Source organism: Deinococcus terrestris, from assembly GCF_009377345.1.
In the GTDB taxonomy this organism is placed as follows: Bacteria; Deinococcota; Deinococci; order Deinococcales; family Deinococcaceae; genus Deinococcus; species Deinococcus terrestris.
On sequence record NZ_WBSL01000007.1, the window covers coordinates 1 to 26237 of the forward strand.

General features: G+C 67.3%; 24 protein-coding genes and 1 pseudogene. 12 read left to right on the plus strand and 13 right to left on the minus strand.

All coding sequences use genetic code 11. The features are described from left to right. Positions 1 to 128 precede the first annotated feature (128 nt). A pseudogene (locus tag F8S09_RS18005) lies at positions 129 to 407 on the plus strand (integrase core domain-containing protein); the annotation flags it as partial. Here the strand turns inward: F8S09_RS18005 and F8S09_RS18335 are convergent. Then, entirely contained in the window at positions 395 to 637 is a 243-nt protein-coding gene (locus F8S09_RS18335) for a helix-turn-helix domain-containing protein (protein WP_152871939.1), read from the minus strand. The pseudogene F8S09_RS18005 and the gene F8S09_RS18335 overlap by 13 nt on opposite strands. 512 nt (positions 638 to 1149) lie before the next feature. Here F8S09_RS18335 and F8S09_RS13065 point away from each other — a divergent pair. The 3 genes from F8S09_RS13065 to F8S09_RS13075 all read left to right on the plus strand — a co-directional run bounded on the left by F8S09_RS13065 (position 1150) and on the right by F8S09_RS13075 (position 3044). Continuing rightward, entirely contained in the window at positions 1150 to 1617 is a 468-nt protein-coding gene (locus tag F8S09_RS13065; protein ID WP_152871941.1) for a MarR family winged helix-turn-helix transcriptional regulator, read from the plus strand. Positions 1618 to 1681: 64 nt separating this feature from the next. Continuing rightward, the gene (locus F8S09_RS13070; protein WP_152871942.1) at positions 1682 to 2110 is read left to right on the plus strand and encodes a DoxX family protein; all 429 of its coding nucleotides are present in this window, start codon (positions 1682 to 1684) and stop codon (positions 2108 to 2110) included. A 70-nt stretch (positions 2111 to 2180) separates the two neighbouring features. Further along, positions 2181 to 3044 (plus strand): VOC family protein, encoded by an 864-nt coding sequence (locus F8S09_RS13075; RefSeq protein WP_152871943.1) that lies wholly within the window; start codon positions 2181 to 2183, stop codon positions 3042 to 3044. Positions 3045 to 3352: 308 nt separating this feature from the next. Here the strand turns inward: F8S09_RS13075 and F8S09_RS18340 are convergent, their stop codons facing one another. The 5 genes from F8S09_RS18340 to F8S09_RS13100 all read right to left on the minus strand — a co-directional run bounded on the left by F8S09_RS18340 (position 3353) and on the right by F8S09_RS13100 (position 7074). Continuing rightward, positions 3353 to 3550, minus strand: coding sequence for a PAS domain-containing protein (locus F8S09_RS18340; RefSeq protein ID WP_152872006.1), 198 nt, complete (start codon positions 3548 to 3550; stop codon positions 3353 to 3355). 155 nt (positions 3551 to 3705) lie between these two features. Beyond that, positions 3706 to 4008: an RrF2 family transcriptional regulator gene (locus F8S09_RS13085; protein ID WP_152871944.1), complete on the minus strand. Its 303-nt coding sequence runs from the start codon at positions 4006 to 4008 to the stop codon at positions 3706 to 3708. Positions 4009 to 4030: 22 nt separating this feature from the next. Continuing rightward, a protein-coding gene (locus tag F8S09_RS13090; RefSeq protein ID WP_227978682.1) for an IS3 family transposase occupies positions 4031 to 5136 on the minus strand; the annotation gives its coding sequence in 2 pieces (ribosomal slippage) (positions 4031 to 4887 and positions 4887 to 5136; 1107 coding nt in all). A gap of 256 nt (positions 5137 to 5392) precedes the next feature. Continuing rightward, positions 5393 to 6307 carry a ParB/RepB/Spo0J family partition protein gene (locus F8S09_RS13095; protein ID WP_322618820.1) on the minus strand — a complete coding sequence of 305 codons (915 nt, stop codon included), beginning with the start codon at positions 6305 to 6307 and terminating at the stop codon, positions 5393 to 5395. Next, the gene (locus F8S09_RS13100; protein ID WP_152871945.1) at positions 6304 to 7074 is read right to left on the minus strand and encodes a ParA family protein; all 771 of its coding nucleotides are present in this window, start codon (positions 7072 to 7074) and stop codon (positions 6304 to 6306) included. The genes F8S09_RS13095 and F8S09_RS13100 overlap by 4 nt, the downstream gene beginning before the upstream one ends. 862 nt (positions 7075 to 7936) lie before the next feature. Between F8S09_RS13100 and F8S09_RS13105 the strand changes: the two genes are divergently transcribed. After that, positions 7937 to 9298, plus strand: a complete 1362-nt coding sequence (locus F8S09_RS13105) for a replication initiator protein A (protein WP_194165341.1) — start codon at positions 7937 to 7939, stop codon at positions 9296 to 9298. Positions 9299 to 9455: 157 nt separating this feature from the next. Here the strand turns inward: F8S09_RS13105 and F8S09_RS13110 are convergent, their stop codons facing one another. Genes F8S09_RS13110 through F8S09_RS13120 form a run of 3 tightly spaced genes read right to left on the minus strand, consistent with a single transcriptional unit; the run spans position 9456 to position 12158 of the window. Next, positions 9456 to 10229: an ABC transporter ATP-binding protein gene (locus tag F8S09_RS13110; protein WP_322618821.1), complete on the minus strand. Its 774-nt coding sequence runs from the start codon at positions 10227 to 10229 to the stop codon at positions 9456 to 9458. Then, complete coding sequence (locus tag F8S09_RS13115) at positions 10226 to 11245, minus strand: FecCD family ABC transporter permease (protein WP_152871947.1); 1020 nt, start codon at positions 11243 to 11245, stop codon at positions 10226 to 10228. The genes F8S09_RS13110 and F8S09_RS13115 overlap by 4 nt, the downstream gene beginning before the upstream one ends. A gap of 19 nt (positions 11246 to 11264) precedes the next feature. Further along, a complete protein-coding gene (locus F8S09_RS13120; RefSeq protein WP_152871948.1) occupies positions 11265 to 12158 on the minus strand; it encodes an ABC transporter substrate-binding protein in 894 nt (297 codons plus the stop codon). 491 nt (positions 12159 to 12649) lie between these two features. Here F8S09_RS13120 and F8S09_RS13125 point away from each other — a divergent pair, with 491 nt between their 5' ends. From F8S09_RS13125 to F8S09_RS13155, 7 genes are all read left to right on the plus strand, one after another. After that, the gene (locus tag F8S09_RS13125) at positions 12650 to 13831 is read left to right on the plus strand and encodes an O-antigen ligase family protein (RefSeq protein ID WP_322618822.1); all 1182 of its coding nucleotides are present in this window, start codon (positions 12650 to 12652) and stop codon (positions 13829 to 13831) included. 423 nt (positions 13832 to 14254) lie between these two features. Then, the gene (locus F8S09_RS13130; protein WP_152871949.1) at positions 14255 to 15475 is read left to right on the plus strand and encodes a polysaccharide biosynthesis protein; all 1221 of its coding nucleotides are present in this window, start codon (positions 14255 to 14257) and stop codon (positions 15473 to 15475) included. After that, positions 15472 to 16521 (plus strand): glycosyltransferase, encoded by a 1050-nt coding sequence (locus F8S09_RS13135; protein WP_152871950.1) that lies wholly within the window; start codon positions 15472 to 15474, stop codon positions 16519 to 16521. Before F8S09_RS13130 ends, F8S09_RS13135 begins: the two co-directional genes overlap by 4 nt. A gap of 1 nt (position 16522) precedes the next feature. After that, a complete protein-coding gene (asnB, locus tag F8S09_RS13140) occupies positions 16523 to 18412 on the plus strand; it encodes an asparagine synthase (glutamine-hydrolyzing) (RefSeq protein WP_152871951.1) in 1890 nt (629 codons plus the stop codon). Further along, positions 18409 to 19428, plus strand: a complete 1020-nt coding sequence (locus F8S09_RS13145; protein ID WP_152871952.1) for an NAD-dependent epimerase — start codon at positions 18409 to 18411, stop codon at positions 19426 to 19428. The genes asnB and F8S09_RS13145 overlap by 4 nt, the downstream gene beginning before the upstream one ends. Next, positions 19425 to 20552, plus strand: a complete 1128-nt coding sequence (locus F8S09_RS13150; RefSeq protein ID WP_322618823.1) for a glycosyltransferase family 4 protein — start codon at positions 19425 to 19427, stop codon at positions 20550 to 20552. Before F8S09_RS13145 ends, F8S09_RS13150 begins: the two co-directional genes overlap by 4 nt. After that, entirely contained in the window at positions 20549 to 21208 is a 660-nt protein-coding gene (locus F8S09_RS13155; RefSeq protein ID WP_152871953.1) for a sugar transferase, read from the plus strand. The genes F8S09_RS13150 and F8S09_RS13155 overlap by 4 nt, the downstream gene beginning before the upstream one ends. A gap of 168 nt (positions 21209 to 21376) precedes the next feature. Here F8S09_RS13155 and F8S09_RS13160 read toward each other — a convergent pair whose 3' ends face one another. The 4 genes from F8S09_RS13160 to F8S09_RS13175 all read right to left on the minus strand — a co-directional run bounded on the left by F8S09_RS13160 (position 21377) and on the right by F8S09_RS13175 (position 26237). Further along, the gene (locus F8S09_RS13160) at positions 21377 to 22627 is read right to left on the minus strand and encodes an O-antigen ligase family protein (protein ID WP_152871954.1); all 1251 of its coding nucleotides are present in this window, start codon (positions 22625 to 22627) and stop codon (positions 21377 to 21379) included. A gap of 216 nt (positions 22628 to 22843) precedes the next feature. Continuing rightward, positions 22844 to 24499 (minus strand): tyrosine-protein kinase domain-containing protein, encoded by a 1656-nt coding sequence (locus F8S09_RS13165; protein ID WP_152871955.1) that lies wholly within the window; start codon positions 24497 to 24499, stop codon positions 22844 to 22846. A 233-nt stretch (positions 24500 to 24732) separates the two neighbouring features. Next, a complete protein-coding gene (locus tag F8S09_RS13170) occupies positions 24733 to 25362 on the minus strand; it encodes a YdcF family protein (protein WP_152871956.1) in 630 nt (209 codons plus the stop codon). Positions 25363 to 25532: 170 nt separating this feature from the next. Beyond that, a complete protein-coding gene (locus F8S09_RS13175) occupies positions 25533 to 26237 on the minus strand; it encodes an HAD family hydrolase (RefSeq protein WP_194165342.1) in 705 nt (234 codons plus the stop codon).

A 26237-nucleotide genomic window follows, 5' to 3' on the forward strand; every position in this document is an offset into this window, starting at 1 on the left:
CAAATTTCGTGACTGGTACAACCAGGTCCGGCTTCACTCAGCTCTGGGGTACGCCTGCCCCTGGGCTAAGCTGCTGGAAGCGGCGAAGTCTCGCAACGCTGCTTGAAGGATTTCCTGGAGCAGTACCCGGCCCTGAGTTTATCAGCAAGGCTCTGGATCGGTGGGCCCACGGGCGAGGTATCCAGCAGGTATTCATCCGACCCGGAAAGCCCGTGGAAAACGCCTATATTGAGAGTTTCAACGGTTGCGTGCGGGATGAGTGCCTCAACCTGCACTGGTTCTAAACACTCCATCAGGCCCGTCTGGTCGTGGCAGCGTGGCGAGAGGACTACAACCGGATTCGCATGCACAGCTCGCCGGACGGAAAGTCACCACACGAGTTCGCCCGCCTGAGTCAGGCGGGCTGAGGTACGCTCGAAGTGCAATTGGACTGGGCCGACCATGGGGGCCCCTCAATCCAGGTGGCGATGTCCTCTTCGTTGCGCTTCACGGCTCGCAATGCGGGCCGCTGGTAGGAGAAGTCCCAGCGTCTAAGTTTCCGAGAGAAATGCGCTCGGTAAAGCCCTACACTGTGCTTCACGCCAATCACCTGGTGAATTCTTGAAATCGTACAGTCACTGCTGCCGAAGCCATGCATATGAGGATCACCGTGAGTCTAGGCAGTGGAGCGCCTATCTGCGTGAAGGCGTCAACCGTTCAGGTGGCTCGGGAAGCGCTTCCTGTCCGGCGCATCTCAGCCGCGCATGCCGCGCGCGGATGGTCACTTCGGCAACCCCGAATTGCTAGGCCAGGTCACGAGTGGTGCGCTTGGGGTCATACAGGACGGGCTGAGCGGCGTCTCACCGCTCCTCCTGTTGGGTGCGGGTAAGGCGGCTGGGCCGCCAAGGTGGAACCGTTACGCCCTACGCTACATATTTACGCACGGATCACTAATCGGAATCCGTATGAGGGCGCCACCGCGTACCAGCCTTGCTCTGCTCCGCAGCAGAGGCGCCACACATCATGATCCGCAATCCGTATCAGGCGGCCCTCTCCCCCGACTCCTGAGCCGATGACCAGCTCCACACGCCTGCCTCAAATCCCATCTTGACAATTTTTGTTACAACGACTATTGTTTAACCGTTGTTCTTGACAAAAAGGAAGTGCCTCATGTCTATCTCTCCCCCTCAAGCTGAAGCCGCGAGCACCCTGGAACATCAGGTCTACCTGAGCCTTCAGCGGTTGGCCGCCGATCTCGGGCACCAGACAGCCGAGGTGCTGAAAGGGTCTGGGCTCAGCCTGGCGCAGTTCAACGTGCTGCGCATCCTGCGGGGGGCGGGCGAGGATGGGCTGACCTGCGGCGAGATTGGCGGGCGGCTGATCACCCGCGACTCGGACGTGACCCGCCTGCTCGACCGGCTGGAAAAGCAGGCGCTGGTGACCCGCGTCCGCAGTACCCAGGATCGCCGGGTGGTCCTGAGCAGCATCACGCCAAAGGGCCGGGACCTCCTGGCCGACCTCGACGCACCACTGTCGACCCTGCACCGGGCGCAGCTTGGAGCCCTCGGGCCGCAGAAGCTCAGGCAGGTGCTGGCCCTGCTCGATGAGGTCGCCGCCGCAAGTCGGCAGGTCGGCTAAATCGGCGCTCCCCATTTGCCTAAATATTCGTTTTCACGACTTTCAGCCCGACAAGGAGGTTCTCATGACCACGCTGCCGTCTACTCCTACCCATCCCAAGGGGCTTGACCTCGGCCTCACCGTACTGCGCGTGCTGATCGGCGTGATTTTCGTGGCGCACGGCCTGCAAAAGTTTTTCGAGTTCGGCCTTTCCGGAACGGTCGGCGCTTTCACCCAGATGGGCGCCCCACTGCCTGGCCTCACGGCACCCCTCGTGGCGGGGGTTGAGCTGCTGGGTGGCGCGGCACTGATCCTGGGGCTGCTGACCCGCGTGACGGGCGTTCTGCTCGCGCTGGATATGCTCGGCGCCCTGCTGTTGGTTCACCTGGCAGGCGGGTTCTTCGCGCCCAACGGCATCGAATTCGTGCTGGCCCTGTTTGCCGCCAGCGTGGCCCTCGCCTTCACGGGGGCTGGCCGGTACTCCCTCGACGCTTTGATCACCCGCCGGGCCTGACCCGCCCTCCCTCACCGCTAGTCCGCGCTCCTGTCAGCCCATCCCCTTTCCCCCACCCCCCGGAGGACCCATGACCACCCCCCCCGCCTACCGCCTCCATCCCGACCTCTCCCCCGGCGCGGCCGAGCTGACCGTCTCTGACCTGAGCCGCAGCGTCACGTTTTACCGGCAGGTGCTGGGCATGACTGTGCTGGAGCGTGGGGACGGGACCGCCCAACTGGGCACGGCCACCCGCCCGCTGCTGCGGCTGATGGAAGTGCCTGGAGCGCCTCCCGCGCCCCGCTCCTCCCCTGGGCTGTACCACTTCGCGGTGTTGCTGCCCACCCGCGTGGACCTCGCCCGCTGGGTGCGGCACGTGGCGGGACTGGGGCTACGGGTCGGGCAGGGTGACCACCTCGTCAGCGAAGCGTTTTACCTGAACGACCCCGACGGCCACGGCATCGAGGTCTACCGCGATCGGCCACGGCCAGAGTGGCGCTGGACCCTCGATCAGGTGGAAATGGCCTCCGACCCCGTCGACATCGCCGGACTGCTGGCCGAGCCCGGCGCCGAGATGCCCTTCCAGGGACTGCCGGAGGGCACCGTGATGGGCCACTTCCACCTGCGGGTGACGGACGTGGCCGCCGCCGAGGCCTTCTACCGGGGCGTTCTGGGCTTTGACGTGGTGTCCCGCTGGCCGGGGGCGTTGTTCGTATCGGTGGGCGGCTACCACCACCACCTCGGCCTGAACGCCTGGCAGAGCGAGGGGGGCAGGCCCGCCCCCGAGGCGACGGCCCGGTTGCTGGGCGCGGAGCTGGTGCTGCCGAGCGCTGCCGAGATCGAGCGGCTGGCCGGGCATCTGGAGGCGGTGGGCGTTCCCTTTACCCGTGATGGAGCAGGGCTGGACGTGCGCGATCCGGCGGGCAACCGGCTGAGCTTCAGAGCTACAGCGTAGACACCTCAAAACGGCGGGCGGCCTGAGATGGAGGTTGCCCGCCGCCATATGTGTCCGGCCCGCCGTACCCGCTCAGACTTGGCGGCTCTGGCACAAAGGCGACCTGTTCGAGGACCGCCGCATTCCCCGTTGGTGCGCCGCAGGGCTTCTTCGGCCTGTTTGCTGGCCGTGATGTCACTGAAGGTCACCATGGCCCTCAGAATCTCGCTGCATGGCGACGTGCTCCACCGGGAAGCCAGTGCCGTCCCTACGTCAAAAGACCTTTGCGTCGGCGCGGCGGACCTTGACGTCTTACCGGGCCTGCCCGATCAGGCATTTCTCCTCCGCGGGTAGACCTGGCCGTCCGAGCGGGTAGGGTGCAGCAGCGGATGCTGGGAGCATCTCAGCATCGCGCCCAAGCTGTGGCTTGTCATCGCCAGCGCCGCCGGATTGGCAAAGGTCGTGTTGACAGAGGGGTCCACCCTAAGGATGCCTTCTCCAGCCGATTCGAGCAGTTGCCGGTTCAGCGCCTAAAGCTGCTATCCATGGCGGTGTTACGGTTCCCGACCTCCCGCCCGCCATATCCCTCAAACGGGCGCGGTTTCACCGGCCGAGGGGTGTTGCAAAGTTGCACCAGGGTGATGCTCCTCAGAGTCTCGCGGATGCCCCGCGAGGCCGAGCGTCACGCCCGCTTGAGGTTGCGCTCACCGGTACGCTGGTGGGTCGCGCAGCGCGGTTTGGTCTGGCAGGGATTGAGCATCACCGGGCCGTTCACCGCCCCAATCACGTCGAGCAGACTGATCCTGGCCGGGTCTACCTTGAAGGTCACGCCGCCGCCCCGGCCCTCCGTACAGGTGACGAAGTTCATCTCCGCGAGACGCCGCAGTACCTTGGCCAGAAAGGGATAGGGCAACTGCGATTGCTCAGCGATGGTGACGGCATTCGTGCTGAGGGTGCCCCAATTGCGGTACCAGCCGATTTGCAAAAGTCAGCGTACCTCAGCCCGCCTATTCTAGGCGGGCGAATTCGTTCGGGGTCCGTCCACCCAGCGAGGTATGCGGCCTGACGGCGTTGTAGTCCTGGTGCCAGGCAGAGAGGATCAGGCGTGCCTGATCCAAGCTTTGGAACCAGTGCAGATTCAGACACTCGTCTCGGACGCGGCCGTTGAAACTCTCGATGTAAGCGTTCTCGACGGGCTTCCCCGGCCGGATGAAGGTGTGCGTGATGCCGCGCCCATGGGTCCAGAGATCCAGGGCCTTGCCCGCGAACTCCGGGCCGTTGTCGGTGGTGATGGCCTGCGGTCTGCCCCGGAATCGCACGACCGCTTCCAGAGCGCGGACGACGTCATGACCCGTGATAGAGGTCCCGACGTGCATCGCCAAGCACTCCCGGGTGAAGTCATCCACGACGTTCAGAACGCGAAAACGTTGCCCGGAGGCCAGCTGGTCCGCCATGAAGTCCAGGCTCCACCGCTGATTGGGCGCAGAAACCGCAGGTTTCTGCTGGCGCTCTCCTACGCTGAGCTTGCGGCGCTCCTTCTTCCGAACGGCCAGCCCTTCGGCCCGGTACATCCGGTAGACACGCTTGTGATTGACGGCGATACCCTCTCGGCTCAGCAGCAGGTGAATCCGCCGATACCCGAACCGAGGTCGCTCTCGGGCCAGTGTGCGGAGACGCTCGACCAGGCGCTGGTCTTTTTCCCTTTTGGGGCTGTTCCGTCTGTGCGTGGTCCGGGAGAAGCCCAGCACCCGGCAGGCCCGACGTTCGCTGACCGCAAAAGAATCCCGCAGGAGGGTCACCATCTGCTTTTTAAGGGGCGTCTGCGCCTGGGACGACGTCCCAGGCGTCACCACTTTCGTCCTACCACCTCCTTCAGCATGGCGTTGTCGAGCGACAGGTCTGCCACCAGCTTCTTGAGACGCTGGTTTTCTGCTTCTAGCTGGCGGAACTTCCGGGTTTCGTCTTTGGTCATGCCGCCGTACTTGGCTTTCCAGCGGTAGATGGTCGTCATCGCGACTCCATGAAGTCGCGTCAGATCGCTGATGGGTGTGCCCGCTTCAAGCTGCCCGAGGATGTCCAGGATCTGTTGTTCGGTGTACCGTTTGCCTTTCATGCGCCTCCAAGTTTGCTGCTGGATTTGCAATCAGACTGGCACCGGAAACAGGGGCAAGGTCAGTGCCGGGATGCTGAGCGGTGTTCAGCAGCGCGTGGACTGCATAACTTTACTCACGCTTGAGCAGGGTACGTCAAGGGCCACCGGGAACCCCGGTTGGGCCAGCCGTGGACAGGGCGGTCGTGAATCCATCTTACCTGGACAGAAGTGTCCAGTTTCAGAACAGGTGGTGGAGTCCGCGCGATTCCCCCCGCGTTCACGTCGGGTCAGCCCCTTCCTCCACCCTTTCCCGCATCCACTTTGGCATCTGTTTCAGCCACTTTTTCAACTCGGCTTCCTGACCACGCCCAAGTTGCTGAAGGAAGCGGGGGTGGCCCAGGGTCCGGCGCACCTGTTCGAGTTGCCGCACCACCAGCGGGTCAGCTGGGGGAATCGGCCGCAGCGCGGCGACGGCCCCACGCAGTTCGCGCCCGGTGGCCCCTCCCAGGGCCATGTCCAGCAGGCGCGGGCGGTGCTCGTCGGCGACGGCGGCGACGATCCCAGCGACGCTATAGGGCAGGCCGTGGGACCGCATGGCTTCCAGCACCTCCGGCGGCCATTGCAACATCCTCAGCTTGTTTTTGGCGAAGCTCTGCCACGTCTGCTGACCTACCAGCGCGAAGACGTCCTCCAGCAACGCCACCTGCTGCGGGTCGGGGTTGCGGAGATTGGCCATCAGGGCCTGCCGCGCTCCCCCCGGCGTGAGGTCCAGGCGCAGGGCGATCAACCGCAGCAGTCCCTCGGTTTCGTCGATGGGTGAGAGGCCCTCGCGCTGCAGGTTCTCAACCAGACCAACTTCGATCATCTGCAAGTCGGTAAGGGGCCGCACCAGCACAGGCACCTCGGCCAGTCCTGCTGCCAGGGCCGCCCGGTAGCGGCGCTCTCCGGCCGCGATCTCGAAGCCTCCCCCCGAGGAGGCGGGCCGGACCAGCAGTGGCTGCAAGACGCCCTGTTCCCGCACGCTGCGGGTCAGCCGCTCCAGTTCCTCCGTGCCGATGTAGCGCCGGGGCTGGCTCCCGTAGGGCCGCAACTGCTCAAGCGGCAGGCGCTGAACTTCCGGGCCTGCCTGGGTCAGGGCTTGGGCGCCTCCCAGCAGGCCCCCCAGCTCACGCTGTGGCCGCTTACGGGTCACGCCGCCCCTCCCCGGACTTTCAGGCCCACGGCCCGCGCCACGTCTTCTGCCAGGCGCCGCACGTCCCCGTGCACGGGCGAACCCGGTGCATACAGGCCCACGGGCTGGCCTGCCGTCGTGCTGTCAAGCCAGACCGCTTCCCGCTGCGGCACCGGGCGGGCCAGCGGAGCAAGGTTGTCCTGCAGGGCCGCGAGCACCTCCCGGTCGTGCAGACGCCGGGCGTCATATAGGGTCGGGACGTAGAGGGCCACCGTCAGGTCCGGCCGCACATCCCGGTACTCCTGAAAAGCCTCGGTCAGCCCCGGCAGGGCGTCCAACCCCTTCTGGCGGGTGGGGACCGGGACAATCATGTGGTCGGCAGCGATGGCTCCCAGAATCGACAGTTGCCCCAGGCTGGGCGGACTGTCGATCAGCACGAGGTCGTAGTCTTCCGCGACTTCCAGCAGGGCGCGGCGTAAGCGGGCGTGTGCCCCCACCCGGCCCATCATCTGATTTTCTGCCAGAGCAAGGCTGACGTGCGAGGGAATCAGCGAGAGGCCATGCGTCTGCCGGGGCGTCGGTAGCCGTGCGCCGTCCACTGCAACGCTGTAGACCGTCTCTGGGCGCTCCACCCCGCTGACCCCCAGCCACCCAGTCAGGTTGGCCTGGGGATCAAGGTCGATCAACAGCACGCGCTGGCCCTGCTGACTCAACTCGTAACCCACCTCTCGGGTCACACTGGTTTTGCCCGCGCCTCCCGCGTGGTTGAAGACGGTGAGGATGTTCATGCCCTCACCATAGCCCGGTTCACCGTTCTTTTTGAAAAGAACGCACGGCCGATAAGTGGGCAGCGGTGCTGTCCTTCTTAGAATGGAGGGCGCCGCCGCGTCAGCCGGACCATCGAAAGACTTGGTCACCAAGGTAGGTCTGAAAGTAGAGATGCGTTCATGACCTAGACGCTGAATCGGCCTAAGCCACCTATGGTGCGACCCCCACCTCCTAATTCCCCAGCTAAAACGGCCTCTGCCACAGTGCCCTCGACCGAAAGGAACCTGTTCTTTTCAAAAAGAACAGTTCGGAGGACTGGGTCCAAAGACAGCCACCTAACAGGAATCTCTTGTGCCTTATTTCACTTTATTTGACGTTCGATAACTGACTGAGAAAGCAAAATGGCAATTGGCCCCAGCCTTCTGTATGGGCCACCTTGCAGTGTCTTGATGGCTGCCAATTGGTCAGTTGTTGGCCCAGTCTGTGCCTGAGACATACCTGTGGGATTCCCTGAGACATACCTGTGGAGTTGCCGTGTTTTGCCTGAGACATACCTGTGGGGTTTGACTCTCTTCCGCTGGGACATACCTGTGGGATTCGGACCATTCCCCACAGGTATGTCTCAGAGGCCTGCTGAGACATACCTGTGGCGTTTGCTGAGACACACCTGTGGCGTTTTTTTCGGCCTCTGGGACATACCTGTGGCATAAAGCCTGCCTGCCTGAGACATACCTGTGGCGTTTGCTGAGACACACCTGTGGAGAAAAATCCGAAAACGCCGTATGAGACGACATGTATAACGCCGCTTTGGTGGTGTTTTTTCACCAATATCTTTTCCAAAATCTTTTCCAGAAAGCACTACTATCCAACACCAGGGAACCTATGGACGACCACAAGCGGGCAGGCTTCGACGATCTGAACTGGGGACGGCTGAACCTCGTGTCGGCCCAGGATCAGGTCGTGCAGCAGCACAGTTGGCGGGTCACCTACCAGCAGGGGGACCGGGTAGTCCGGGTGGCGTGCCGCGCCCTGCCGGACTACGGGGTGCCGCACGGGATCGACAACGACGTCAGCAGCGCCCTGCTCGATCACTACATGAGCATCGGGCTGCCCGAGGACGGGGAGATGATCCTGGCGGTGTCCGAGCTGATGCAGCTCGCCAACTTCCACCGCAGCGGCAAGTACCGCGAAATGCTCGCGGTGAGCCTCGACCGGCTGCACACCAGCTCCTTCGAGGTCAGCGGGGGCTGGCGCGACCATCCCAACCGGCGCTGGACCACCGCGAAATTCCACTTTATCGAACTGCTGGAGTACACCCACCAGGGCGAGTCGGGACGATTCGACGAGCGCAGCATGCTGCGCATCCGCTTGGCCGAGCCGCTGGTCGCTTCCCTGCGCAGCGGGTACACCAAGCCGCTGAACCTCGACTTCATGCAGTCGCTCTCGCGGCCACGCACCCGCATCATCTTCCGGCTGCTCGACGCCATGCGCTACAACCCGGAAGACCCCGACGAACTGATTGACGAGTACGAGGTCGGCCTGATCGAGTGGGCGGACCAGTGCAAGCTGCCCAACACCCGCCCCGACGCCATCCGCCGCGCCCTGGAAGGCCCCCATGAGGAGCTGCTGCGCCGGGGCTACCTCCAGGAGGTCGGCCTCAGCGGACGGGGGCGTCAGCAGCGGTTGCGCTACGTGTTCTCGCCGGAATTCACACCGGTCAGCCCAGCTCTGCTGCACCGCCTGCGGCTGCACGGGGTGGCCGACGGCGTCTCGCGGCAACTTGCCCGCCAGTACCGGACGACGGTGCTGCTGAGCCGCATCGACCTCTTCGAGCGTCTGCTCAAATCCGGCAAGCTTACCCTGCGCAAGACGGCGGCCCACGCCCTGGTGCACCTGATCAAGCATCCCGACCAGTACGTCGAGGACGATCCTGCGCCCAGCCGCCGCGCCCCGGCCCTTCCGGCCCAGACTCAACTCGCCCCCGCTGAGCCCTCCGCGACGCCCGGCCTGCCCGAGCAGCTTCAGGGCCTCGGCGATGAGCAGCGGGCCACCTTCGCGGTCAAGCGGGTGTCGCTGCTCTACCACCGCAAATTCACCCCGCTGGAACTCGACACGCTGCGTCACCGCCTGCTGGAAGGGGAGATGGACGCCCTCGCGCTGCTGGAGGAGGCCTACCGCCGCCTCGCGGTGCTGGAAGCCCAGAGCTTCGTAGATGAGCTGAAGACCTCTCTGCGGTCCGGATGATGGTCGAGCTCGGATGCGGATGGGCCGTGCGGCTCCCAGGAAAGCCGTGAAGGCCCCTGCGCTCTGCCCCATGAACTCCGGGTCACCTCGCCGCCTTGAAGGGGCCTTCCTGAGCCTCCTGTGAGGTTCCCCCTCATCCATAAGAAAATCCCGCACTTCAGGAGCGCGGGATGATCAGCAGGGTTCCGGTTTCGGGGTCGGGGAGGACGCGGGCCTCCAGCCCGTATACCTCCCGCAGAAACGGCGGCGTGATGACCTCGGCGGGAGGTCCCTGGGCGACCACCTGTCCGGCTCGCAGGGCGATTACCCGCGTGGCGAAGCGGCTGGCCTGCGAGAGGTCATGCAGGACCATCAACAGGGTCATGCCCCGCTCGGTGGCGAGGCGCTGGAGGAGCCCCAGGGCCTCGTGCGCGTGGGCAAGGTCGAGGTAGGTCGTGGGTTCGTCGAGCAGCAGCACGCGCGGCTCCTGCACCAGCGCCATGGCGATCCAGGCCCGCTGGCGCTCGCCGCCCGAGAGGCCGTGGACCTCCCGCTCCGCGAGGTGGGTGATTCCGGTGTCACGCAGCGCCTGCTCCACGAGGTCCTTGTCACTCACCCCGCCCCCGGAGAGCAGCCCCCGGTGCGGAAAGCGCCCCCGAGTCACGAGTTCGCGCACCGTCACGCCTTCGGGCAGGGCGGGGGCCTGCGGCAGGATGCCCAGCGACCGCGCCGCCTCCCGCCGTCCCAGCTGGGCGAGGTCGCGGCCTTCCAGGCAGACCGTCCCCCCACGGGGGGCCAGTTGCCGCGCCAAGAGCCGCAGCAGCGTGCTCTTGCCGCTGCCGTTGGGGCCGATCAAGGCCACCCGCTCGCCGGGCGCGAGATGCAGGTCCAGCCCCGCGATCAGGCCCCCTGGCCCCCCGTACAGGCCTTGAGCATCCAGCGCCGCTGTCACACCCGCCTCCGCAGCAGGTGCAGGAAGTACGGGGCACCCAGCGCCGCCGTGAAGATGCCGACCGGGAGCTCGGTCGGGTCGAGCAGGAGGCGGGCGGCCGTGTCGGCCACGACGAGCAGCGCCGCCCCCAGCAGCCAGGAGAGGGGCACCACCCGTTCATGGGCCGCGCCCACCGTCAGGCGGGCGACGTGGGGCACCACCAGCCCCACGAAGCCGATCACGCCGCTCGCCGCCACGCTGGCCCCCGCGAGCATCGCCCCCAGGGCCAGCAGCCCTAACCGCAGCCGCTCGACCCGCAGCCCCAGCCCGTGCGCGAGTTCGTCGCCCAGCGCCAGCACGTTCATCGCCCTTGAGGCGACCAGCGCGGCGATCAGGCCCACCACGCTCCAGGGCAGCAGGGCTTCGAGTTCGCCCCAACTGCGCCCGGAAAAGCCGCCCATCAGCCAGGACATCACGACCGGAAGCGGAGCGCTGGACACGCTCAGCAGCGCGTTCGTCGCCGCCCCCAGCAGGCTGGTGAGGGCCACCCCCGCCAGAATGAGCCGCAGCGGCTGCGCCCCCTCTCGGTAGGCCAGCCCATAGACGATCACCGCGCTGAGCAGCGCCCCCGCGAAGGCACTGAGCGGCAGCGCTGCGAAGCTCCCCGCGAAGAAGGAGAACGCCAGCACCGCCCCCAGGCCCGCCCCCGCACTCACGCCGACGAGGTGGGGATCGCCCAGCGGGTTGCGCAAGGCCGATTGCAGCAGGACCCCGGCGACGGCCAGGTTGCCCCCCACCACCGCCGCGAGCAGCGCCCGTGGCAGCCGCAGGTCCAGGATCACGGTGCGGGCGAGGTCGTCCCCGCCCCCGCGCAGGACCTCCACGATCTGCGCGGGCGAGACGGGCACCGACCCCCGCGTGACCGCCAGGACGAGCGCGGCGAGCAAGACGGCGAAGGCCCCGGCCAGCCACAGCACGAAGGTGCCCGGCGACCGCCCGGCGGCGGTGGGGGAGACCGCGACAGAGCGGTTCAGCATGACCTAGACAGGCCCACGGTCACTTCTGGTAGATGAAGCGGGCGAGTTCGCCGATGGCCTCGGCGGCGCGGGGACCGGGGCTGGAGAGCACCACCTCGGGGGCGATCTCGTAGACGCGGCCCGACTGCACGGCCCGCAGCTTCTGCCACAGCGGGTTGCGCCGGAAGTCGTCCAGGACGCTGCCCTGCTGCTGTCCCGTGGTGGTCGGCTTGATCACGATAATCACGTCCGGGTTGTCGGCCAGCAGCCGCTCGAAGGAGTAGGGGGTAAAGCCGGTGTAGCGCTTGTCGTCCGGCCCCTTGGCGACGTTCCGCGCCCCCAGCGCCGCGATCAGGTTGCCGGTAAAGGACTCCTTCTTGGCCCCGAAAAAGCTCTGGGGTGTGCCCACCAGTGTAAAGACGTTCAGGGGCCGCGACCCCCCCTTGGCGCGGGCGGCGGCCACGGCGGCCCGCAGAGTCTTCTCGGCGCGCGCGGCCTGCCCCGGCTGGCCCAGCCAGGTGCCGAAGCGCTGGAGCATCCCGTAGACATCGTTCACGCTGCTGCTCTGCAGTGCCACGACCGGGATCCCCAGCTTCTCCAGGCTGGGAATGAGCTGCCGCTGCGAGACGCTGGAGACGAACACCACGTCGGGCCGGGTCGCCGCGAGGCGCTCGAGGTTCGGCGTGTAGCTCAGGCCCACCTCGGGCACCCTCAGCGCCGCCTGCGGGTACGTCGCGCTGCTGGGCCGGGCGACGGGCGTCACGCCAACCGCGAAGACGCCTTCGACCAGAAAGGGGCTCAGCGCCGCCACCCGCTTGGGCGCGTCGGGGATGGTGACCTGACGGCCGAGGTCGTCGGTGACCGTGCGGGCCTGGGCGGACCCCAGTGCGGCAAGGGTCAGGAGCAGAAAGGACTTGCGGGACAGGGCATTCATCGGGCGTCAATTTAGTCCGCCTGGGCGGGACGATTGGCCGTGTCCGACCGGTCGGTTATGCCGGGAAGGCCGGGGGGGGTGGCTCGGGGATCTGACGGGGCCGTAACGTGCTGGAGCGGCCGCGCGATCCGCGTAGGCTCATTGGGGACCAAGTTCAGTGGGCTCATGGGCGAATGGGCACAGGGCGCAAATCAGGTGAGAAGCGTCGGGTCCGGTGAGGGAAAGGACGGGCCACGGTACGGGCTGTGCGGGGCGTCCAAGAGGCAGGCCGACCCGGTCCGGGCCTTCACTTCCAGGGGGGGGCCTGCGGCTGAAACGCCCCGCAGCAGCCGCTGCAAACTGAACACGCCGTCGGCTCCGCGCTGGCGAGAAGCGGGACTGCGGCCCATACCCCCGACAGGAAGAACCACGCCTTGTCCAGGATCCGTCGTGGCTGCATCTCGGTGGCGCGGACGTTCTGCCCTCAGCTGCGCGTTTCTATACTGGCACGCGTGAGCTTTTCTCCAGCGGCTGCCCCCGTCTCAACTCCACCGAAGTGGGTAAGCTGGTTGATAGCTCTGGTTCCCCTTTTCCCGCCGCTGTATTTGGTCGCGTTGGGGTGTCTGGGTCAGTTGCGCCAGCTTCCCCTTCCAGCGCGATACGTCCTTTTTTTCTTCGCCAGCACCCAACTGATCGCGGCCCTCTTCACGCCCGCGCCCCTGCTGTCGTTGGGACTGGCCGTTGGCCGTACCCTGCTGATCTTCGCCATGATTGCCGCGGGCGTGTACCTGCGTGAGAGCTCGAACGTACGTCCCCTCCTCTGGGGGCAGCTGGCCGTGTTCGGAACGGCTTGGGCCTATACCCTGGTGGCGCAGGGCTTCGGTGGGGTGCAGGCGCGACTTGGACACCCCTACTATTCCGTCGTCTCCCTGGGACTGGTGGCAGTCACCGCTCTCTGGCTGGTGATGTTCTGGCGCGGCACGCGGGTGTGGTGGCGCTGGCCCGCCGGGTTGCTCGCGCTGATGACCTTCATCGCCGCTGGCAGCCGGGGACCACTGCTCGCCCTGGGTGTCGGCTCGCTGGCAGCTTTGGCCCTGGGTGGTCGGCAACGCCGGTGGTGGGTGCTGCTGCCAGCGGCGCTGGTGCTTGGCCTCGCGGCGGCTTCCAACTCCCTCCAACTTCCGCTCCAACCGCTTGACCGACTGTTGAATGACCAGACGAGCGGACGCGAATACATCTGGAAAGATGCTGTGCTCGGCTGGCAAACCTCCCCGCTGGGGGGCGTGGGGGCCTACCAGGGAGGACCGTACCTGACGTTCCTCTTCAAGGATGGATGTCAGCTGACTCCGACCCTGGTCCGGAGCGGCGTTACCTGTCCAGAGGAGATCAGCCGCTGGTCGAGCGTCTGGTTGATCGCCCACAACGCCTGGCTCCACTGGCTGCTCGAGACAGGTCTGATCGGCGTGGCAGGACTGCTCGGCGTTATGGGCTACGCCCTGTGGCGGGCGACCCAGATCGTTGACCCGTTCGTGCTCGCCGTGCTCCTCGGGTTCACGGCCATGAACGTCGTCGACGTTGTCATCGCCGTGCCAAGCCAGCACTTTGCCGAACTGTGGTGGGTCTGTGTTGGCATCAGCTTGAGCGCGGGCGCACCAGCTGGGCGCTTGCCGCAGGAGGCGCTGCCTGGAAAGTAATCCAGCGTCCAGAGGCGCCGTGGTGGAAGAAGTGTGAATCTGACCAGTCAACACTCAGCGCAGTTGCCAGCCTTGTCCAAGCGGGTCAGGTTCTCCGGCAGGTCGAGTCGGGGGCGCTGACGGAGCTGCCGTCGCCAGAAGTCCCGCAGGCAGAAGCCGGGCTATTGTGAAGCCCGTGAGAACCCTGACCGTTTCCGGCCATGTGGGGGGAACTGGAGAGTCCAGCCTGACCCGTCAGATGGGGCAGGGAGGAAGGCGGCTGGGCCACCGGGCGTGGCGGGTCGCTCCCGCGCCTCGGGTTTTCCTGGCAGGCTGGTGGGACCTGGGGAGCGTGCAACGGAAAGAGCCGGTTTCCGGGAGTGCGGCACACGGCACCGCCCCCTGCCGCCGGGGGCCTTCACCGCTTCTCGGGGAAACAAGGCGGTGAGGGGCCAGGGCGGCGCGCTGCTGCGGTACCTGGCCGCCCACCGGACTTCAGCGGCCGGACGGGCCTTGCAACTGATCGCCCAGGGATACGCCGTCACCCTGATTGGCCTGGCCATCGGCGTGTGTTCTGCCCGCGCCCTGTCGGTCGAGGACCGGGGCACCCTGGCCCTGTTGCTGCTGGGGGGACAACTGTTCAGCCGTCTGGGCTCGCTCGGGTTCGAGCAGTTGATTCAAAAGGATGGCGTGGAGCGGGCCAGCCTCACGGCGTACTACCAGGCCGCCGCACTGGGCAGCGCGGCGTTGTTGCCGGTGATGGTCGGTTTCGTGATGTTCACGGACCTGGCACCGGCGCTGGCGCTGACGACCCTGCTGGGTGCTGGGCTCGTCAGCGTCCTGCGAATACACTCGGCCCTGCTGCTTCATCTGGACCGGCTGCGGACCCTCTTCGTGCTGAACGCGGCGCAGGCCGTCTTGCAACTGCTGCTGTTCCTGGCGGTCTTCCCGACCCATCACTACGGCGCCTTTTACGCGGCGTGGTTGCTCACCGTGGGCCTGGCCGCCCTGCTGAGCGCCCGTCTGGTTTCCGATCAGCGTGCGTCCTTGCCGGGCACAGCGGGTCCGCGGGCGGTCTGGGGATGGAGCCGGAGGTATGCCAGCGTCGCTTTCCCGGAAACCGTCCTGAGCTTCTGCCTGGAGTTGCCGATCGTCCGGTTCGTGCTGGGGGAGACGAGCGCGGGGCTCTACGCCATCTCCAACACCTTCACCAACATCTATTTTCAGGTGTACACCGCCCTGTCCGCCGTGCTGATCCGGCGCCCGTCCGGTCCCCGGTGGCCCATCTACCTATTGGTCGCTCTGGCCGGAGCTGGCCTGACCGTGATCAGCCGACCGCTGATCACCCTGCTGTTCGGCCCGGCCTACGCTGGGGCAGCGGACTATGTCGCCTGGATGATCCCCGCCACCTTCCTGCTGGGCGTGGCCCGGCTCGAGCAGGTCACGGCCAGGGCACCCATCCCGTTTCCGTGGCAACTGGGGTTGGTGACCGGATTTCTGCTTCTGCTGGTGCTGGCCGCGTTGGTGCCCGAACGGGCGCTGGCCGTGCCGTACATTGCGGCATGCTACGGTAGCTACTCCCTGGCCCTGGTCCTGGCTTCCCGCTGGCAGGGCCGGAAGGTCCCCACCGACGACGTTCCTTCCACTCGCCAGGAGACGCCATGAGAGTGCTGGCCCTGACCCCCTACCCCCCCGAAGGCCCCAGCTCCCGCTACCGGACCTACAACTTCGGTCCCTTTCTGGAGCGCGAAGGCGTGTCGCTGGACATCCGGCCCTTCATGACCCCGGAGATGTACCGGCGCTGGATGGCCCACAAACGTCTGGACGTCCCCATGCTGGCGGCGTTGGCGGGGCGCGGCACGCGCCGCTTGCTGGAGGTGGTGCAGGCGGGGCGTTACGACCTGGTCTGGATTCACCGTCAGATCGCGCCCGCCTGGCATGAGCCCTTCGCGCGGCTGCTGGGCCGAACGGCGCGGGCCGTGGTCTTTGATATGGATGACGCGGTGTTCACGGAGTATCCCATTGATTCCCTGCTGCGCCGCAGCCACGCGGCCACGGTGGGCAATACTCACCTGGAACGCTACGTCGGCCTGATCAGTCCCGAAACCCAGACCCTGGTGGTGCCCACGGTCATCGATCCGCACATCTACAGGCCGCTGGCCAGGCCACCCCACCCGAGGGTCCGGCCGCTGGTGGGCTGGATTGGGACGGGGGCCTCGTTTCAGAGCTACCTGAGGCCGGTCCTGTCCGCCGTGGTCGCCACCTGCCGTGACCACGGCGCAGACTTCCGGGTCATCGCTGCGGCGAGCGTGCGCGAAGAGGTCAGGGCGGCAGGGGCCGAGTTCACCGAGTGGACCCTGGACGGCTACCTCCAGGCGCTGGGAGAGCTGGACATCGGCATCATGCCGCTCCAGGACGACGAGTACGCGCGCGGCAAGTGCGCTTTCAAACTGATCGAGTACGGGGCCATGGGCCTGCCCAGCGTGGCCACGGACATCGGGGCCAACCGCGAGGTCATCGCCGACGGGGAAACCGGATTTCTGGCTCCGGATGACGCGACCTTCGCCCGGCGGCTCGGCGAACTGATAGGCCGTCCCGAGCTGCGCCGCCGTCTGGGGGCCGGTGCCCGCAGGCGCGTCGTGGAACACTACAGCCTGGAAGCTCAGGCGCACGCCGTGGCGCAGCTGTTCAGGCGCCTGGCGGGGGGTTGATATGTGCGGAATTGCGGGAATCTGGCATGCCCAGGAACAGGGACCGGTGGGCGAGGGCACCCTCCGCCGCGGTCTGGAGGCGCTGCGGCACCGGGGTCCCGATGGAGAGGGGCTCTACCACACCCCGGACGTCCATCTGGGGATGCGGCGGCTGGCCATCATCGACCTCGCGGGGGGGGACCAGCCCCTCTACAACGAGGACGGCAGCGTGGCGGTGGTCTTTAACGGGGAAATCTACAACTACAAGGAGCTGAGGGCGGGGCTGCGGGCGCGGGGGCATACCCTGGCCACCTCCTCGGACACCGAGGTGCTCGTTCACCTGTACGAGGAAAGAGGACCCGAACTGGTCCAGGAATTGCGCGGCATGTTCGCGTTCGCCCTGCATGACCGGCGGCGGCGCCGCGTCGTGCTGGCCCGTGACCGCTTCGGTAAGAAGCCGCTGTATTACCTGCAGACGTCTGCGGGGGCCTGGCTGTTCGCGTCGGAACTCAAGGCGCTGCGCGCGATGGCTGCGGAGTGTGGGGAACCGCTGAGCCTCAATCCACAGGCCCTCTACGACTTCCTGTCGCTGGGCTCGGTGCCGCAACCCTCGACCATCTTCCGCGGCGTCTACGCCCTGCCGCCAGGCAGCTGGGCCACCCTCGACGAGAGCGGGCTGAAGATCCAGCGGTACTGGGCGCCCGAGTTCTTGCCCAAGCACCCGCTGGGCTATGGGGAGGCCCAGGAGCGGGTGCGGGACCTCGTGGCCGAGGCCGTGCGGCTCCGCCTGCGGTCGGACGTCCCCCTGGGGGTGTTTCTCTCGGGGGGGGTCGACAGCACGGTGGTGGCGTACGAGGCGGCGCAGGTGGTGGGAGACACCCTTCAGACCTTCACGGTCGCGGTGGAGGACCGCGCCTTTGACGAGTCGGCCATCGCGGCGCAGACCGCCCGCCGACTGGGCGTGCAGCATACCGTCTTGCCGCTGAAGGTGGAGGCGCTGGGCAGCCTCCAGGCCCTCGTGCGGCAGTACGACCAGCCTTTCGCCGATCCCAGCGCGATTCCCAGTCTGGGCATCGCCCAGCTGGCCCGCGAACACGTCAAGGTGGTGCTCAATGGCGATGGGGGAGACGAGGTGTTCGGCGGTTACCGCCGGTATGTGGCGGCGCAGTGGGCGTCTCCTTTCTCCCACCTGCCCCGGCCCGTCCTGCGGGGAGTGTCGCAGGCCCTGGGTCAGCCCGCCGCGCGGCGCTCGGCCCTGGGCTTCGGCGCCCGCTTCGTGCGCGGCCTCACGCAACCTGCGGGCGAGCGGTACCTGACCTGGACCACGGACATCCTGCGCGAGCAGGACAAGCGGGACATCTGGCGCGGTGCGCCGCAGTTGCCGACCGAGGACCGCGTCGCTGCCCGGCTGGACCCCCGGCTGGACCTGCTGGACAGTCAGGTGGCGCTGGACCTGCAGTTCAACCTGCTCTCGGGCCTGCTGGTGAAGATGGACATCGCGACCATGGCCCACTCCCTGGAGGCCCGTTCCCCGCTGCTGGACCACCGGCTGGCAGAGTTCGCCCTGCGGCTGCCGGGCACCTACCGGGTCCGGGGAAGCCGGGCCAAGGCCGTGCTGCGCGACGCGTACCGGGAACCCCTGGCCGCCGCGGTGGTGCAGGGCCCCAAGCGGGGCTTCGAGATTCCGCTGGAGCGGTGGCTCCGGGAAGACTTCCGGGAGGTCCTGCACGACACGCTGGGGGCGCCGGACGCCCAGGTGCGCGACTGGGTGGACCCGACCTTCGTGGACGGCCTCCTGGCACGGCGACTGCTGCCCGACCGCAACTGGGCGACCCTGGTCTACATGCTCCTGACCCTGGAATTGTGGCTGCGCGAGCAGCGGGAGTCCGGCGTCCTGGAAGGGACGCGATGAAGATCCTGGTGACGGGAGCCGCCGGATTTATCGGCTCGGCCCTGGCCCTGCGGTTGCTGGAACGGGGCGACGAGGTGATCGGGGTGGACAACCTCAACCCCTATTACGACGTGGCCCTCAAGGAAGCCCGGCTGGACCGGCTGCGGACCCATGCTGGATTCCGGGAAGTCCGGCTGGACGTGGCGGACCGTCCGGCGGTTGCGGAGCTGTTCGGGGCCGAGCGGCCCACCGCCGTGGTGCATCTGGCCGCCCAGGCCGGGGTGCGTTACTCCATCGACCATCCCGAGGCGTATATCAGCAGCAACCTGGTGGGGTTTGCCAACATTCTGGAAGGCTGCCGCCACAGCGGGGTGCAGCACCTGGCCTACGCCTCGTCGAGCTCGGTGTACGGGGCCAACACCCGGTTGCCCTTTTCGGTGGACGATCCCGTGAACCACCCCATCAGCCTCTACGCCGCAACCAAAAAGGCCAACGAGCTCATGGCTCACACCTACAGCCACCTTTATGGCCTGCCCACCACGGGTCTGCGGTTTTTCACCGTGTACGGTCCCTGGGGACGGCCCGATATGGCCCTCTTCAAGTTCACCCGCGCAATCCTGGCCGGGGAACCCATCGACGTGTACAACCACGGGCAGATGCAGCGGGACTTCACCTACATCGACGACATCGTGGAGTGCGTCACCCGCATCGTGGACCGCCCGGCGGTGCCGGACCCTGCATGGAACAGTGACGATCCGGTGCCCGGCACCAGCCGCGCCCCTTACCGGCTGTACAACGTGGGCAACCACCAGCCGGTGGAGCTGCTGCACCTGATCCGGGTGCTGGAGGCGGCCCTGGGGCGGCGGGCGGAGCTGCGGCTGCTGCCGCTGCAGCCCGGAGACGTCCTGGCCACGTTCGCGGACGTGGAGGGGCTGGTTCAGGAGTTCGGGGTGCAGCCCGCGACGCCCATCGAGGTGGGCATCGAGCGGTTCGTGGCGTGGTACCGCGACTTCTACGCGGCGCCGGAGGCCCGGTGACGCGCCGTCCCGAGAAGGTGCTTGTGATCGCCGGGTACGCGCCCTCGCTGCCGAATTTCCGCGGTCCCCTGCTGCGCCGCTTGGTCGAGCTGGGCCACGAGGTGGTAGCGGTCGCCCCCGAACAGGACCCGGAGACGGAGGCGAAGCTCGCTGGCCTGGGGGTGCGGTACCGCGCCGTCCCCTTCCGGCGCACCGGGCTCAATCCCCTGCACGACCTGGGCAGCAGCCTGGGCCTGTACCGGGTCATCCGTCAGGAACGGCCAGAGCTGGTGTTCGCCTACACGATCAAACCGGTGATTTTCGGGTCGTTCGCGGCGCGGGCGGCGGGAGTGCGCCGCATCTACGCGATGGTGACCGGACTGGGCTCCATCTTCACCGAGACGGACCCCCGCACCCGGCGGCTGCGGCGGCTGGTCCAAGTTCTCTATGCCCTGGCGCTGCGCCTGGGCCGCACGGCCATCTTTCAGAATCCGGACGACCGGGCCGTGTTCACGTCCCGCCACCTGGTGCCCGCCTCCCGCACGCGGCTGGTGGACGGGTCAGGCGTGGACCTGACCCACTACCGCCAGGCCCCCCAGCCTGCTGGTGACCTGACCTTTGTGCTGGTGGGGCGGTTGCTGCGCGGCAAGGGGATTCCCGAGTACGTTCAGGCGGCCCGCCTGCTGGCTTCCCGTGGGCGTGCCCGCTTCGTGCTGGTGGGTCCCCTGGACAGCAATCCCTCCGGAATTCGCCGGGAAGAGCTGGAAGCGTGGCAGGCCGAGGGCCTGGTGGACTATGTGGGCGCCACCGACGACGTCCGGCCCTACCTGGCGGCCTGCCACGTGTTCGTCCTGCCCTCGGCGTACGGGGAGGGGGTCCCGCGATCCGTGCTGGAAGCCCTGGCCACCGGACGGGCGATCATCACGACCGATACGCCGGGATGCCGCGAGACCGTTGCGCCGGGGCACAACGGGTTTCTGGTGCCCCCGGGAGACCCGGCGGCGCTCGCGGAGGCCATGGCCCAGTTTCTGGACGACCCTGGCCTGGCGGGGCGAATGGGAAAGGCCAGTCTGGAGCTCGCCCGCCAGAAATACGATGTCACCCTGGTCAACAAGCAGATGCTGGAGGCGTTCGAGCTGTCATGAAGGCCCTGATCAAGCGTGGAATAGATGTCGTGGGGGCGGCCGCCGGGCTGCTGGTCCTGTCGCCCGTCATGCTGGGGGTGGCCCTGCTGGTGCGGTGGCGACTCGGCCAGCCGGTGCTGTTCCGGCAGCTCCGGCCAGGCCTGCGGGGGCGTCCCTTTCCCCTCTACAAGTTCCGGACCCTGCGGGACGCGGCGGACGCTCAGGGCCAGCCCCTTCCGGACCACATGCGCATGACGCCGCTGGGGCGCTGGCTGCGGGCCACGTCGCTTGACGAACTGCCGGGACTTTTCAACGTCCTGCGGGGTGACATGAGCCTGGTGGGACCACGGCCGCTGCTGATGGAATACCTGCCGCGCTACACGCCGCAGCAGGCCCGGCGCCATGAGGTGAGGCCAGGGCTGACCGGCTGGGCGCAGGTCAATGGGCGCAACGCCATCTCCTGGGAGGAGAAATTTGATCTCGATGTCTGGTACGTGGACCACTGGACCCTGCGCCTTGACCTCGCCATCTTGTGGAGGACCGTGGGCAAGGTGCTGCGGCGTGAGGGCGTCAGCGCGGCGGGCGAGGCGACCATGCCAGCCTTTCAGGGCACGCGGACCGAACCCGGGGCGCAGGGTGAGGCTCCCCTCAGCCCCCGGCGCGACCTGCGCCCGTGATACGGTTGCCGTCCACTCCGTTTTCCCCTACGGAATGATTCAATCCAAATCGAGCGAGCAGGAGCGGAGCGGGTTCTGGGCGTGAAGTTGGCAACCCAGTGAGATTCCGAGGTGTTAACGGAACGGGCAGAATCCGTATCAGAAGGCTTTGCCGCCCACCAGGGGCGCTCAGATCTGACCGCGGCGCTTCATCAGGTTGATCACGGCCACCGGCAGAAAGAGGGTCCAGAGATGGCCGTAGGCCTGCAGGTACGGGTTGGTGGCGTTGGCCACCAGAAAGCAGGTCAGCCCGGTCAGCAGCGCAGTCATCTCGGAGCCTGCCTCCCCGCCCCGCCGAATGATCCGCACGCCGTTGCGAAAGATCCAGGCGATTCCCAGGCCGTAGAGCAGCACGCCCAGCACGCCCATCTGAAACAGGTGCATGTGGTACTGAAGCTCGTAGTTCCAGGACCGCTCGGACCGCAGGTAGCCGGTGGTGGCCCCCAGGCCCGCCCCCACCAGGGGGCTTTTTACCCAGCCGTCAAGCAGGGAGTCCGCCTGCTCGACACGGACCACATCGTCGGCCGTCTGTTCGGAGGCAAAGAGGCTGCGGCTGACCTGGCCAGCGAGTGAGCCGATCAGGACGCGGGGACCTTCAAAGAAGGCGGCCGAGACCCCACCTCCCAGCACGGCCAGGCAAACCAGCCCCGCCATGCCGCGGGTGGCCCGGCGGCGCAGCGGCCCCGGCGAGAACTGAACCAGCGTCAGGGTGAGGGGCACGGCCAGCGCCACCGTCACCAGGGCGGCCCGGCGCCCCGTGAAGAGAATGGCCGCGACGCCCAGAAGGAAGGCGGCGGCGGTCAGCCCCCGTTGCCAGCGGCCAGCGCCGGGGGCGGGAAAGAGCAGCTTGGCCGCGGCGTAGGGAATCAGGAAGATCAGGGTCGAGATCGCGTAAAACCGCAGGGCCGTGAAGCCCTCGTATTTGGCGATGCCCTGTCCAAAAGGCAGGGCCAGCAGGGGCGTGGCCGGAGCGAGGCCAAAGCTGTAGGCGACGAAATAGAGAATGAACAGACTCAGGAGCAGCAGGCTCAGGAGCATCAGGCGGCGCAGCACCCGGTACACGGACCACGACGAGAGGGCAGTCGTGAAGACCACGAGGTAGAACGTGGGCCAGATCAGATAGATCAGGGTGGAGAACAGCGCCCCAGGGTTTTGCCTCAGCAACCCGTACAGCAACCAGGCCAAGCTGGTACACAGGGCCAGCAGCGCGGCCCTCAGGGTCGACGGGTGCAGCGTGAACCGTCCACGCCGGGTCAACTGAAGGAACGTCGCCAGGGCCGCCAGCGCCGCCAGCCCAGCCTTGAGGCCATTGGCCGAGACGGGCAGCATCAGGATGACGAAGAAATACAGGTAAAAGGGAAGATAGAGGGCCGCAGGCACCGGGGCCTCCGGACCGGGCGGGGAAGAGGTGGAGACCCCTTGGGAACCGCGCGACTGGGTCCTATGGATGCCGGATTCTCCGTGATGGCCCCTTCTCTTTGCGGCAGTGCCTTCACTCCTCTCCGTCATCCTTGTTCCCGCTCCCTCTGCTGGCGCCGCTTGACGAGTCCGGTCGGGACGTCCCGTTCTGCCCCCACTGTGCAGCCAGAATCCGGATCACTCGGCCTCGGCCATCTCCCGGTGCGGGGTCCAGTGCTCGTGGGAGCGCACTTCTGCCAGGGGAGCATGAATCGGCGCTGACCGTGCGGCGCGGCTGCGGTTGAGCACCACGCCCAGGACGGGAGCGCCAGCGGCCTGGGCCGTCTGGAGGGCATTGCCCACATGCTGCACTTCGGTTCGTCCGGCGGCGACCACCAGCAGCAGCCCATCACTGTGGGAGGCGACGGCCGCCGTATCCGGGACGTTCAGGAGGGGAGGCGCGTCCACCAGCACCACGTCGTAGCCCCCTCCCCACAGTCCCAGCAGCCGACTGAAGCCGGGCTGCTCGAACAGCGAGGCCCGGCGTCCGAGGCGCTGCGTGACGGCCCGGACCTCACTGGCAGGCAGGAGGTCGACATTCGGGGCCACCTGCAGGGCCATCACGCTGTGTTCGTGGTACGGCTGAACGCCGGCCCGCTCAGCTTCCGGACCCTCCGACGGCAGGGTGATCCAGCGGAGTGGGGAAGGCGCCCACAGGGCCTGCTGAGCCGGAACCGGCCGCTCCATCTCGACGACCAGCACCCGGTATCCCCGCTCGCCCAGGGTGGCGGCCAGGCCCGCTGCGACGCTGCTGGTCCCCTCACCGGGCTGAGCGCTGGCCAGCACGAAGCGCCGATGCCCGGCCCCCTCGCTGCTGGCCAGCAGGTTGAGGGTCAGAAACGCCAGCCCCTTCCCCCAGGTCTCGGAGGCGCCCGTCTCCCGCGGCGCGGCGCGGCGCCTTTGCGGCAACTGTCCGAGGACGGGGAGCCCCAGGCGGCCGACGTCCGCAGCGCCGTGGACGCGGGGCCGCAGGAAGTTCCAGAGCAGGGCGAGGCCGGTGGCGAGCAGGGCCATCAGGAGCCCGGCCAGCAGAGCGTCGCGCAGGGGGTTGGGAGAGACGGGTTCACGGGGCGCGACGGGCCGTGCCACGACGGCCAGAGAGCCCTCCACAGAGGTCTGGAGGCTGTTGACATAGGTCAGCGTGCGGCGCACTTCCCCCAGGGTCTGGCGCAGGCGCTGCTGCTCGGCCGTGCCGTTTGACGCCGTCTCCAGCAACTGGGACAACTCGTCGGCTTGGCGCTGCAAGATGACCTGTGCCCGGTCGACGTCCTGCTGGGTGCGGTCGCGGTCCCACTGCTGCAAGGCGGTAGCACCCACCGCCGCCAGGACACGTGCCCCTTCCGGCGTCTCGGCCACCGCCCGAATCTCATACACGCCCCCCACATCCGGGTCGTCCGGCGCCTTCACGGTGAAGCGCGTAAAGTTCTCCTCGACCAGTTCCTGCTGCAGGTCGGCCGCGATTTGCCGGACCTGCCCGTCTTCCAGGGAGGTGCGGCCCAGGCGCCGGACGACATCGTTGAGGACGGTTTCGCTGCGCAGCGCCTGGGCAATTGCACCTGGGGGTGGGCTGGGAGGAGCGGCCACGTCAATCAGGCTGCTGGCGTAGGCATTGGCCCCGGTGACCAGGGCCACCGTTGACGCGTACAGCGGAGTCTGCTGCCGGGCCAGGGCATACATGCCCCCCGCAGCCAGGGCCGTAGCCAACACAATCCAGGGGGCCGCGCGGCGCAGCACCGGCAACAACTGGAGCGCCTCCGTGTCCTCGGCGGGTCGGGCTGGGGGGAACGGCCTCATGCCTGACGTCCATCCGGCACGCGGCCTGTGGCAACCTTCCGGATAAGCGGAGGGCCAGACGTCTCAAAAGCGAGGCTCAAGAGGGGCATTGGCCAAACTTTATCCTTCGGCGTCGCCCCTGGGGCGGCACTGACCTTTACTCTTGTGGGGCCGCGCCTGCGCTCCTCCATAACGGGGGACCGGGATGGGTCGCCGCGAAGGTTCGCTGGCCCGGCCGGATTCCGCACGCCGCCTCAAAACCACCCGTTCAGCACACCCCGAGCAAAGCCCCCTCCCTCATGCGCGAGCACCTTCAGGGCGCTCAGGCGGTGAGCCACCGTCGGCAGCCGGGCGTCGAACTGGACTTCTTGGGCGGCAATCACCCGCACGTCCAGATCCAGAGCCTGGAACAGCAGTTTGGCCCGGCGGGTGTGCAGGGGGGAGGTGACCACCAGGAGACGCTGCCAGCCCCGCGCTCCGGCGAGTTCCTGGGTCCGCAGCGCCTCGCTGCGGGTGTCCAGCGCCGCGTCCAGGCGGAACACCTGGGCGCGGCGGTCTGTCAGCCGCTCCCGGATGTAATGTGCCTGGGCTGCCGCCGCGTCGACGCAGGTGCCTCCTGCACCCGAGACGTCGGTGACCGTCAACCGCTGGCTGTACCCGGCACGTACAAGCGCGATGGCCCGGTCGGTTCTGGCCCGCGTCATCGAGTACAGGCGTCCTGTGGCGCAGTCCGCGCCGCTGCCCAGGATGATGATCGCGTCCGCAACTTCCGGGCGGTCACCGACCTCCAGCCACTGGAGGGGGACCCGCAGGGCCGGTGTTCCCAGCAGCAGTGCTGCCCCCAGGCACACCCCGAGCAGTGCCGTCCGGACAAGGGGCCACACCCTACAGTGTGCGCGGCAAGTCCGGGGCAAGCAAGGGCGTGCCGACGCTCCTGCACCCGGCACCGGAGGGCCCCTGTCGGGTGCTGAGCACGGACGCGCTCTCTCCACGTTCCCTGCTCTGCTGACCCCTCTTGACATTCTTTGACGCCAGGATTCGGTCGACCGGGTGTTCAGCGTCCACGGTCAGGCCCCGCAGGCCCTCCGTCCTCTCCCCGTGACCAGTTCTGCAGGAGGACGTCCAGAGCTTTCCATGACGTGACCCGGACCTCCGGGCGTCCCCCGGGCCCCGCGCGGCGAGCGGCGTGAACCTGACGGCGGGAGCGCAGGCATACGGTTCTCCACCCCAGGGCATTGGCCGCCACGAAGTCCTTGGTGAGGTTGTCTCCGACATACGCGAGTTGTGGTCCGCCCAGGTGCCAGAGGCTCTCCAGATTGCGGTAAGCCCGGTCATGGGGCTTCCAGTATTCACGCCCCCACACGTCGGTCAGACATATCTCGTCTATCAGCTGACCCAGTCCTAGGGCCTCCACTTTGCGGCGCTGCGTCATCAGAGGGCCGTCGGAGATGAGGCCTATCCGCAAGCCGGAAGTGCGCAACTCCTGAAGGGTTCGCAAAACGTTGGGTGCAAGCCGCACCTGTGGGGTGTGGGACCGGTAGATGTCGAGCAGCACGTCCACCGGTTCGTCACGTCCAGACCATTCCAGCAGGGCATTGAGCGATCCCGCATGCTGCCCGCCGACAAAACGGTCCCACAGCCAGCGTTCCGCTTCACGCGCCTGAGACGTCTGGCCGAAAAGGGACTGGGCAACAGCCCGGTAGGCACTGCGGACGTACTTCCACTCAGGCAGCAGGGTGTCGTCGAGGTCGAAGACCAC

Bases quoted from the DNA above. Each gene is read 5' to 3' on its own strand.
- asnB (WP_152871951.1), top strand. From the start codon at position 16,523: ATGTGCGGAATTGCGGGAATCTGGCATGCCCAGGAACAGGGACCGGTG.
- F8S09_RS13105 (WP_194165341.1), top strand. From the start codon at position 7,937: ATGGACGACCACAAGCGGGCAGGCTTCGACGATCTGAACTGGGGACGG.
- F8S09_RS13070 (WP_152871942.1), top strand. From the start codon at position 1,682: ATGACCACGCTGCCGTCTACTCCTACCCATCCCAAGGGGCTTGACCTC.
- F8S09_RS13115 (WP_152871947.1), bottom strand. From the start codon at position 11,245: ATGCTGAACCGCTCTGTCGCGGTCTCCCCCACCGCCGCCGGGCGGTCG.
- F8S09_RS18335 (WP_152871939.1), bottom strand. From the start codon at position 637: ATGCATGGCTTCGGCAGCAGTGACTGTACGATTTCAAGAATTCACCAG.
- F8S09_RS13145 (WP_152871952.1), top strand. From the start codon at position 18,409: ATGAAGATCCTGGTGACGGGAGCCGCCGGATTTATCGGCTCGGCCCTG.
- F8S09_RS13135 (WP_152871950.1), top strand. From the start codon at position 15,472: ATGAGAGTGCTGGCCCTGACCCCCTACCCCCCCGAAGGCCCCAGCTCC.
- F8S09_RS13165 (WP_152871955.1), bottom strand. From the start codon at position 24,499: ATGAGGCCGTTCCCCCCAGCCCGACCCGCCGAGGACACGGAGGCGCTC.
- F8S09_RS13155 (WP_152871953.1), top strand. From the start codon at position 20,549: ATGAAGGCCCTGATCAAGCGTGGAATAGATGTCGTGGGGGCGGCCGCC.
- F8S09_RS13075 (WP_152871943.1), top strand. From the start codon at position 2,181: ATGACCACCCCCCCCGCCTACCGCCTCCATCCCGACCTCTCCCCCGGC.
- F8S09_RS13065 (WP_152871941.1), top strand. From the start codon at position 1,150: ATGTCTATCTCTCCCCCTCAAGCTGAAGCCGCGAGCACCCTGGAACAT.
- F8S09_RS13100 (WP_152871945.1), bottom strand. From the start codon at position 7,074: ATGAACATCCTCACCGTCTTCAACCACGCGGGAGGCGCGGGCAAAACC.
- F8S09_RS13120 (WP_152871948.1), bottom strand. From the start codon at position 12,158: ATGAATGCCCTGTCCCGCAAGTCCTTTCTGCTCCTGACCCTTGCCGCA.